Below are 8,330 nucleotides of genomic sequence, written 5' to 3'. Positions count from 1 at the left end.
GGGCGAGGCTACTGCTTTGTCGCCCCGGTCTCGCGGTCAGATAGTCAAAACAATGTAGTTGGGGAGGTCGTTGCCAGCTATCCGCAAGCCAATCTGCCAGGCCGCCTGGTCCGGATGGTCGGCCGTACCGGTGATACCGACGCACTTTCAACTCAACTGGCCGACAGGCGTTTCGTCACGATCGTTGGCACTGGTGGTGTCGGCAAGACCACGGTTGCCGTGGCTGTGGGCCATGACCTGGTCGAAGCATTCGCGGGCGCCGTGCATTTCGTCGATCTCGGGGCGCTGAGCGATCAAAGCCTGGTTGCGACGACCGTAGCCTCGATGTTGGGGTTGTCCCTTCAGCCCGACGACCCGACATCCGGCTTGGTCGCCTATCTGGCAGACAAGAGGATCTTGCTGATCCTCGACACTTGCGAGCATGTCATCGACGCGGCGGCAGATTTGGCGGCCCGTATCTTCGCCGCTGCGCCGCAAGCGCATCTGCTGGCAACGAGCCGGGAGCCTCTTCAGGTCGAAGGCGAGCATGTCTACAAGCTGGCGCCGCTTGAATGCGCGCCGGGCGATCTGGAACTCAACACGTTCGTGGTGAACAGCTTTCCTGCGACGCAGCTGTTCCTGGAACGAGCCGCGGCGAGCGGCGCCCGGCTTGACCTCCAAGATGCGGATGCCGCCATCGTGGCCGGCATCTGTCGCAAGCTTGACGGCGTGCCGCTGGCGATTGAGCTGGCGGCTGGACGGGTTGCGAGCTACGGCCTGCAGAAAACCGCGGAACTTCTCGACGAGCGGCTGACGCTGTTGTGGCCGGGACAACGCAGCGCCCCGGCGCGGCAGAAGACCCTCCAGGCGACTTTGGACTGGAGCTACGGCTTGCTGTCCGAGTTTGAGCGCCTGTTGCTTCGCCGGCTTGCGGTCTTCATTGGTCACTTTTCGATCGACGCGGCGCTTGAAGTCGCGACGAGCGCAACGGTCGACGACACTCTCGTGTTTGGGGCAATCGACAGTCTCGTTGCCAAGTCGATGGTGGCGGCAAGGCCCGCCGGAGCAACGATGCGTTATCGGCTGCTCGACACGACACGGGCTTACGCCCTTCAGCTCGACGTCGACGATGCCGAGCTCGCGAGCCTGGCCGCACGCCACGCGACCCATTACCTGCGCTGGCTGGAGCAGACAGGAGCCGAGTGGCCCACCTTGTCGAGCGCCTCGCAACGGTCGCTTCAACTCGCTGGCCTGGCCAATGTGCGAGTGGCCCTGGATTGGTGCTTCGGACCCGGCGGGAACATTGAAGTCGGCGTCCGCCTCGCCGCCGCGGCGGCCCCTGTTTTTCTGTCGATGTCATTGCTCGCCGAATGTCATCGTTGGATGGCGCGGGCGGTCCTTGCCCTCGACGACGCTACTGGCGGTGGATCGGAGGAGATGCTTCTTCAGGCCGCCCTCGGGGTGTCCCTGATGTTCACCCATGGTGGAAAAGATGCGGCGCGCGTGGCTTTGAATAGAAGTCTTGCCATTGCCGACCGGCGTGGCGATGCGCTCGATCAGCTTCAGATTCTGGGTCCCCTGCAGATGTTCCACCTGCGCAAGGGAGAGTTCAAGGTCGCGCTGCGCTATGCGGAGCGCTGTACCGTCATCGCCGCAACGCTCGAGGATTCTGTCTCCATCACATTGGCGCACTCCTTGATGGGGATTTCTCTTCACCTCAGCGGAGAGCTGGGCCGCGCCCAGACAGCGCTGGAAGCGGCGCTGCGATGCGGGCCGCGCTCCGACCGGACAACGACGAACTATCTCGGCTTCGACGGCAGGATTCTGGCCGGCGCAATTCTGGCAAGGACGCTCTGGCTGCAAGGTTACCCGGATCGGGCCGTGGAGCGCGCGTTGCTGACGGTCGAGGATGCCGAGGTCCTGAACCATCCCCTGACGCTCTCCATCGCACTTGTCTGGGCGATTTCCGTGCTCCTCTGGGTCGGAGACCTGGTGCGCGCAGAGGAACACATCGATCGTCTTTTCTCCCATGCCGAATTTCATTCCCTTGGACCCTATCTCGCGCTAGGGCGCGGCTTCAAAGGGGAACTCGCCATTCGTCGAGGCGACGCAGGCAGCGGCGTCGAAAGCCTTCGATCCTGTCTCGCCGAGCTTCATGCCGCCCCCTACGAACTACTGACCACGCCGCTCAACATCTCCTTCGCTCAGGGCCTCGCCGCGACCGGTCGGTTCGCCGAAGCGCTTTCACTCATCGAGGACACGATCGAGCAGGTCGAGGCGAGCGGCGATCTTTGCTACATGCCGGACCTGTTGCGCGTGAAGGGCAACCTTGTCCTCGCGGCCCCGCAAGCAAGCGCGGACGAAGAAGCGGAACTTTGTTTTCGGCGGTCGTTAGAACTCAGCGATCGTCAAGGGGCTCGCGCATGGGAGTTGCGGACCGCCATCGACCTCGCTTCCCTGTTGGCCGGACGCGGACGACACGAAGCCGCCCAAGCACTCCTCCAGCCTATTTTCGCGCGATTCGGAGAGGGTTTGGAGACAGCAGACCTGCGGTCAGCAGCACGCCTGTTGGCTACGCCGAACTAGCATTGGCCTCTGGCAGCGCCGCGGGCAGGCAGGAGCCGCGATCCCTGCCGCTGCTCCCGATATGCCGTTCGCGATTTGAACCTATGGATGACGGTAACGCGTGCCATCATCGGCCGCGAAACCATGCGGAAAGATACGGGAAGATTTCTGATTTTGGCCTCCGAAAAACGCAATGAAATCAACGTTCCCACTACATCCTCCGGGCCCACCAAAACGACTGCTTAAGTGCCTGATTTTTATGAATTTTTCAGAAGGGGCCCCGCGACGTGGACTCGAACCCCCTAGTTCTGACCAAGCACTGATTGGTCGCACGTCCGCTACACTCCGCTGAAATGGGGGTATTTCCGGGGTCTGAATTGGCCAATCCAATCAGGCGATTGGACCTGACTGCTGAGAATGTGAATCAGGCGATCCTCGACAACTGACTCAAGTGCAGGGTGTGAAGACAGGAGCGCTTCGAATCTGTCCTGAGAACGTCTGCGAGTTCGGCCCCAAATCGATCGACGGACCGTTTTCCAATCCGGGCCTGACGCGCTGTTATGTTGCCGTAGGATAGAACCCCTACATCTGGTCACGCGAGATGCCAGCGTTGCGGTCGCGTTCGAATACCTTGTGACCGTCAGCCACGGCTTCAACCCGCTCCGAAATAACCCATTCGGTCGCCGTGCAGGAGAGACGGGTGGTGCAATGGCTTTCCGTCCGCCAGTCTGTCCGTTGGGTAGCGCATGTCCAGCGAATCTCGGCCGCCAACGACAGGGGGTCGTCGGGGGCTATAGACCATACCTCTCGCCGGATGTCGCGCGTGCACAAGCCGTTCTCCGGATGGTGACTGAGACCCGTATCCTCGTGTACGCGATAATAAGTAACGCCTTGCTGAAGGTCACGTTCGACCGAACGGGCAGACAATCCTTCTATCAAGACGTCATAGCGGGGCAGCGGATCGGGATCGGGCGGTGGCGGTATTATCCTGCGATGCTCACCAAGCAGGGGTAATTCCAGTTGCAGCCCCGAGAGGTCGATTACCAGAGTCGCGTCGCAAGGCGGCGGCAAGATGGTCGGCCAATAAGCACTGGACAATGACAGGCGCAGACGGTGGCCCGGCGCGAAGCGGTAGCCGCACGCATCAAGCACCAGTTCGACTGCGACGGTCTCGCCCGGCTTCATGGGCTGTGGCTCGGCATTGCCGTTGCGATGCGCAAGGTTGAGAACGCCATAGCTGACCCGGGTCGCCGAGCCGTCGGCGTGAACGTCCACGAGCCTCATGACTATGTTGGCCAAGTCGGTGTCACTGGAAAGCGACAGTTTGACGAGCGGCTGGCCGAGCACAACGCATTCTTCGGCAAGGACGACGCTGTCGAAAGTGAGCGATCCCGCATCGTCGACACGTTGGTCACCGGCCATTTCCGAGTCCGGCTTCACTGGGAAGAATTCTCCGGCAGCGGTTCCTGTATCCTGAGGCGAGTGCAAGAGCGCCTTTCTTTCGGCAGGCGATGAATCGTCCCTGGTGAGCCTGCCCGAAGCGTCCACGCTAAAGGTGAGCATGTCGCGAACGCCCCACTTGTCCATGGCGACCCAGTAACCCGGGTCAGCCTCGCGGCGCCGGCCCGGCCGCGGCCCGTCCAGGATATAGGCACGCAGCCTCGGCGTATTCTCCACTTTGTTGTCTTCTGCGCAGAGCCACCGGCGCCACCATGAAATTGCTTCGTGGCGGCGCAACGTCTCGACGGCATCGGCAACGGCAAACGCCTTACCATCGTGAAAAACGGACGTCCTTGCGTATCTTGAAGGTCCACTCCTTGGCGTCGGCGGAGGGGAACCAGGACTCGGCCAGCGAGGGAACCGCCGCGCCCGTCGTTGGGTCGGATTCGACCAGAGTGTCGCCCCAGCAATGAGCGATCACAAAATTGACGCTGGCGGACGCCAGGGCCGGGTCAAGTGTATCGGCTGAGGCGCCTCCATCCAGCCCGAGCCGCAACTGTCCGCCGCGCACTGGCGTTTGTGCGGCGGCCGGCGACCCCAGGGAGCCGGTCGCTGCGGCCAGGCCCAAAGCGGCCCCCGCTTGAAGAAGATTACGGCGTGTGAGGCTCGACAGCCTGCTGGAATCGCTCATTGGGTTCCCCTTTGGAGTGGAGCTTTCCGGGCGATCCTTAGGCTGATCCCGTGGCAACGCAATTTCGTCGCTTGAAGCGCGTTTAAGCGAGTTTATACTGTTTCTATGACCAAGCCGTTGTCGCCGCGCCTCTGCAGACCAGCGCCGAGCAAATTCCTGAGAGCGTCGATGTCTATACTATAGAAAACATACACCGTTTTGTTACTGGTCGAGGAGTCCGTCAACGCTACCGCTTGAGACGACATCCTACATCGACGGTTTCCTGAAGCTTGCCGGGAAATGGGCCGCTAATCCCTTGCCGGGGATGGCTCAAATTCAGTTCCGAAATGCAGCCACGGCGTTGACTTTCCGGTGCATGAACATCTCCGCTGCAGGCATCAACCTGCCATCGGCAACATATCGGCGTGTTGAAGAGGAGCGTCCTTGATCCGGATCTGCGCGCCGTTCGGCCCAGTCACCGATAATTGTCAGGGCAATGCGGATCTTCACTTTTCACTTTTTGAGTATTTGACTTACTCCCACTTCTTCAGGTCCGACCTGTTCGCCAGGGTCGAACTCACCTTCAAACAAGACTGTCGCGACCGACCCAAGCGGATTGGCGATCCGGTCCTCCAGCAGCTCGATCAGTTTGTGCCCGACGGCTGCCATGTCTACGGAATGAACGCCGATATTCGCCGGCAGGAAGCGCGACAGACGCGTGTTGTCGCGAGTGACGATGTGGACGTCTCGGCCCGGCTCAAGGCCCCGTCGGCCGAGCGCGTGCAGCGCCCCAAGCAGGCCCAGTTCATTGGCGCACGCCAGGCCCGTTGGCGGATCTGACGACGCCAGCAGCCGATCGAACCAGGCTGCGCTCGATTCCATCGTGAACGTGCCGTGGCCGATCAGCGATTGGTCGATCGGAAGGCCGGCCTCGGCCATCGCTCTCTGATAGCCTTTGAGCCGCGCGGCGCTCGCCTGGTCCTTCGCCACGAGAAGCTGCAGCGCTATGCGTCGGCAGCCCTTGCCCATGAGCCGTCGGGTCGCGTCATAGGCGATCTGCTCATTGTCGATATCGACATAGGGATAGGCGGCGTCCACATCGGTTCTGCCGAAGGTGACGAACGGTATGCCCTGGTCGAGCAGCAGCTTGATGCGCGGATCGCCCGAGACCATGCGCGTGATGATCAGCCCGTCCGCGCTGCGCGCCTGCAACAGGCGCCGCATGCTTTCGACCGGATCATCGTCGGGCGTGGTGGAATATATGGACAGGCTGTAGCCCGTTTGCCGCGCCGCCAGCGTCATGCCCTCGATCAGGGGAAGCTTGGCCAGATCGGACAGGTAATCGCTCGTCTCCATCGGCAGCACCGCCGTCAGCGTCATGGTCCGTCCGGTTTTGAGCGCGCGACCATGATGATCAGGCACGTAGCCGACGCGGTTGGCCACCTCCTTGACCCGCGCCACGGTCGAGGGGTGCACCTCCGGACCGTCCTTCAGAGCGCGCGATACGGTGGTCACCGAAAGAGAAAGTTCCGCCGCGATCTGTTTTAGATTGGCCATGTCGCCCGACTTGATTTGCGAATGCGTCGGCTGATTTTGCTGCGCTTCGTAACGTTACCGGATTCGACCTGACGGTCAAATCCGACGCCCCCACTATCGAATGTCCGCCGTAAAGCCGCTTGACTCACTGCCGTTTCGCTGCAATCGTAACGTTACGATTTTCTAAAATGGCCACGTAATCGACGCTTTGATGAATCCTGGAGGAGGAAAATCCATGTCTTGGCTACCACGCATTTCCTTGGCGGTGATCGCAGTCTCGGCTGCCTTGCCCGTCTATGCTCAAACGGTCACCATCACCACCGCAGGCGGGGACTATGGCAATGCCATCAAGGAGGCCATGTGGGCTCCCGCTGCAAAAGAGCTTGGCTATGAGGTCCGCGAAGAGACGCAGAGCGACGGCCTTGCCGCGTTGAAGATGCAGGTCACCTCGGGCGCGGTCACCACCGACATCATCCATCTCGGCTCGCCGGAAGGCGCACAGGCGGCCGCGCAGTCGCTGCTGGAACCGCTCGACTACAAGATTATCGATCCCAAATCCGTGCCGGCCGGCGCAAAGTCCGATTACTGTTATCCCTTCGATTCCTACGGCACCGTCATGTCGTGGAACACCAAGGCCCTTGGCGACAACCCGCCGAAAAGCTGGGCGGAGTTCTGGGATGTCGCCAAGTTCCCGAACCGTCGCGCCTTGCGCGCCAACGCGCAGGACCTGATCGAGATCGCGCTGCTCTCCGACGGCGTGGCGCCGGCGGACGTTTATTCCGTGCTCAGCACCCCGGAAGGGCTGCAGCGCGCCATCAAGCGGATCGAGGCGATCAAGCCAAACGTCTCCGTGTGGTGGACCTCGGGCGCGCAGTCGGCGCAACTGCTGAAAGACGGCGAAGCGGATCTGGTTGTCACCTGGAACGGAAGATCCCAGACCGTGAAGGCGGATGGCGGCGCCGTCGACTATACGTTCAAGGGTTCCGTTATCGGCACGGACTGCCTCGGTGTGCCGAAGGGCGCCCAGAACAAGGACGCGGCCATGAAGCTGATCGCGGCGATGACGCAACCCGCTCGGGTGGCGAAGCTCACCGATTTCATCGCCTACGGGCCGGTCAACCCTGCCGCCTATGAAGGAGGCCTTATTCCGAAGGACCGTCTGAAGACCCTGGCGACGGCGCCCGAAAACGCCGGCACTTCGGTGTTCTCGAATGCCGACTGGTGGCTGAAGAACGGCGAAGCCGCGCAAAAGGCCTTCGATGAAATGATCAGTCGCTGACGCTCCAGCGCATCAGATGCAACGACGGAGCGCATGATGAAATCGCTTCCGATCACCATCGACAGCGTGCGTAAGGCCTATGGGTCTTACGTCGCGCTGGACGATGTCTCGCTCGACATCAGGGCCGGCGAATTCCTTACGCTGCTCGGCCCCTCCGGGTCGGGCAAGACCACTTTGCTGATGGCTCTGGCCGGTTTTGTCCGACCCGATTCCGGAAAACTCCTGTTGGGGGCTCGCGACGTCACCCGCCTTGCCCCCAACAGGCGGGAAATCGGCATCGTTTTCCAGAACTACGCGCTGTTCCCCCACATGAACGTCCTCGCCAATGTCGAATATCCGCTGATGCTGCGCAGGATACCGAAGGCGGAAGCGCGCCAGCGGGCGCTGGACACCTTGGCCCGCGTGAAGCTGGACGGTCTTTCGGAGCGCGGCATCGGCGCTCTGTCCGGCGGCCAGCGCCAGCGTGTGGCGTTGGCGCGGGCAATTGTCTTCGAGCCGCGCGTGATGCTGATGGATGAGCCGCTGTCGGCGCTCGACAAGAATCTGCGCGAGACCATGCAGTACGAGATCCGGCGCCTGCACGATGATCTCGGGATCACCACCATCTATGTGACCCATGACCAGCGCGAGGCGCTGACCATGTCCGACCGGATCGCGGTGATGAACTCCGGCCGCATCCAGCAGATCGATGCGCCTCAGCGAATCTATGATCGTCCATCGACACGCTTCGTCGCCGAGTTCATGGGCGAGGCCAACATTATCGCCCCGGGCCTGGCGCGCAAGGTCGACGGTACTGGGGCGTCGCGCGAGACGCTGATGATCCGCGCCGAAAGCCTGCATCTCAATGCGAGCCTCGCCGGA

5 protein-coding genes and 1 pseudogene are annotated in these 8,330 nt (G+C 61.8%); 3 read left to right on the top strand and 3 right to left on the bottom strand.

Annotation, left to right across the window (positions count from 1 at the left end):
* Positions 1 to 2,565 (top strand): NB-ARC domain-containing protein (locus tag EN742_RS15405; protein ID WP_128332989.1); only part of this gene is annotated, 2,565 nt, incomplete at its 5' end.
* Positions 2,566 to 3,126: 561 nt separating this feature from the next.
* Here the strand turns inward: EN742_RS15405 and EN742_RS15400 are convergent.
* The 3 genes and pseudogenes from EN742_RS15400 to EN742_RS15395 all read right to left on the bottom strand — a co-directional run bounded on the left by EN742_RS15400 (position 3,127) and on the right by EN742_RS15395 (position 6,211).
* Positions 3,127 to 4,221: a CocE/NonD family hydrolase C-terminal non-catalytic domain-containing protein gene (locus tag EN742_RS15400; protein WP_245492330.1), complete on the bottom strand. Its 1,095-nt coding sequence runs from the start codon at positions 4,219 to 4,221 to the stop codon at positions 3,127 to 3,129.
* Between the two features lie 48 nt (positions 4,222 to 4,269).
* Positions 4,270 to 4,675 (bottom strand): annotated as a pseudogene (locus EN742_RS38120) (ABC transporter substrate-binding protein); the annotation flags it as partial.
* Between the two features lie 492 nt (positions 4,676 to 5,167).
* Positions 5,168 to 6,211, bottom strand: a complete 1,044-nt coding sequence (locus tag EN742_RS15395; RefSeq protein ID WP_126088191.1) for a LacI family DNA-binding transcriptional regulator — start codon at positions 6,209 to 6,211, stop codon at positions 5,168 to 5,170.
* A gap of 214 nt (positions 6,212 to 6,425) precedes the next feature.
* On the opposite strand from EN742_RS15395, the gene EN742_RS15390 reads away from it, so the two are divergent.
* Entirely contained in the window at positions 6,426 to 7,469 is a 1,044-nt protein-coding gene (locus tag EN742_RS15390) for an ABC transporter substrate-binding protein (protein ID WP_128332988.1), read from the top strand.
* Positions 7,470 to 7,505: 36 nt separating this feature from the next.
* Positions 7,506 to 8,330 (top strand): ABC transporter ATP-binding protein (locus EN742_RS15385; protein WP_148670114.1); only part of this gene is annotated, 825 nt, incomplete at its 3' end.

The organism is Mesorhizobium sp. M4A.F.Ca.ET.020.02.1.1 (assembly GCF_004022645.1).
GTDB lineage: Bacteria > Pseudomonadota > Alphaproteobacteria > Rhizobiales > Rhizobiaceae > Mesorhizobium.
Note: the sequence above shows the minus strand (reverse complement) of the source record. Positions and strands in the feature narration are given on the sequence as shown.